The organism is Paraburkholderia sp. NMBU_R16 (genome assembly GCF_013282575.1).
In the GTDB taxonomy this organism is placed as follows: domain Bacteria; phylum Pseudomonadota; class Gammaproteobacteria; order Burkholderiales; family Burkholderiaceae; genus Trinickia.
This window is the reverse complement of sequence record NZ_JAAAYE010000223.1, coordinates 1-1040: the sequence shown is the minus strand read 5'-3', so window position 1 is coordinate 1040 and position 1040 is coordinate 1. Positions and strand designations below refer to the sequence as shown.

At 57.1% G+C, this 1040-nt stretch carries 1 protein-coding gene; it reads left to right on the top strand.

Going from position 1 to position 1040, the window contains the following annotated elements; all coding sequences use genetic code 11:
- Positions 1-161: 161 nt before the first annotated feature.
- Positions 162-917 (top strand): hypothetical protein, encoded by a 756-nt coding sequence (locus GWC77_RS27965; protein ID WP_173262788.1) that lies wholly within the window; start codon positions 162-164, stop codon positions 915-917.
- Positions 918-1040: the final 123 nt, after the last annotated feature.

Here is a 1040-nt window from a genome sequence, read left to right as displayed (position 1 = left end):
CTTCGCGCGTGCACGAACTCACGCCGCGAATCTGGAAATCGCTCTTCGCCGACAACCCGCTGCGCTCGCCACTGCATCAGATCGCCTGAGATCGCAACGACGTCGGTCAATTACCGATTACGTTGAACGTGTCTTCATTCGAGCAATGCGCTCCTGCTGAGATGAACGACCCGACTGCGGCGCAGTCAATGAAGCCGCCAGTATCAAAGGCGCCCACACAACAAGCGCGGCCCATCGCCGATGGCCCGCTGCAGGCACTGAACGATCTGCAATCGCGGCAATCGATCGAGGGGCAAGCGCTGGTTATGCGCAGGCATGCATCGCTGCCCACCACTCCACTGAGCGCGGCAAAGATGGACACCGAGCGTGCACACGTTACGTTGAAACGTTCAACGAACCGAGCAAGCGAAGCGGCATTTGCGCTGGTCGCGGAGCCGATGGTTCACGGCATCACTGCGTTCGTGATATGGGGGCTGATGTCGAACAGCGTCAATTCCGGAACCGGGGCAAATTCGACAGCGGCGACAAATCTCGGGGCATTTTATCGCGGGCAGATTTCCAATGTGGGAGCGATGATCCCCATTTCGTACATTACATCGCTCGTATTGTTTCCGATGTTACGAGGGCTGCTCGGCTACAAAATTGACGAGGCGAAATCGTCTGATCCAGCGTTGCAGGAGAGATTGACGGAAACGCAGGGAAGGGCCGCATATTCTTCGTTCATCACGGAGCTCGCATGCGGCTTGACCTATGGCGGTGCGCTCGCGCTAAGCTCGAAGATTCCGTTTCCACCGAGTTTGGGGGATACGAACGCGGGAAGCATCATACCGGCTTCCGTGCAAGTAACGATCGCCGCGGCGGCGGTTGCGATGATACATACCGTAATCAAACTACGTTCCAAGGTTGACGGACATTGAATCGCCCCGGGAATCGTGGAGGCTGGTTGGTTTAAGTTGATGCCGGCATCGCAACTCCGTTGCTGAGTTGCCGGTAATAGTTTGCCTCAGCTTCAGCGGGTGGGATATAGCCGAGCGGTTCCA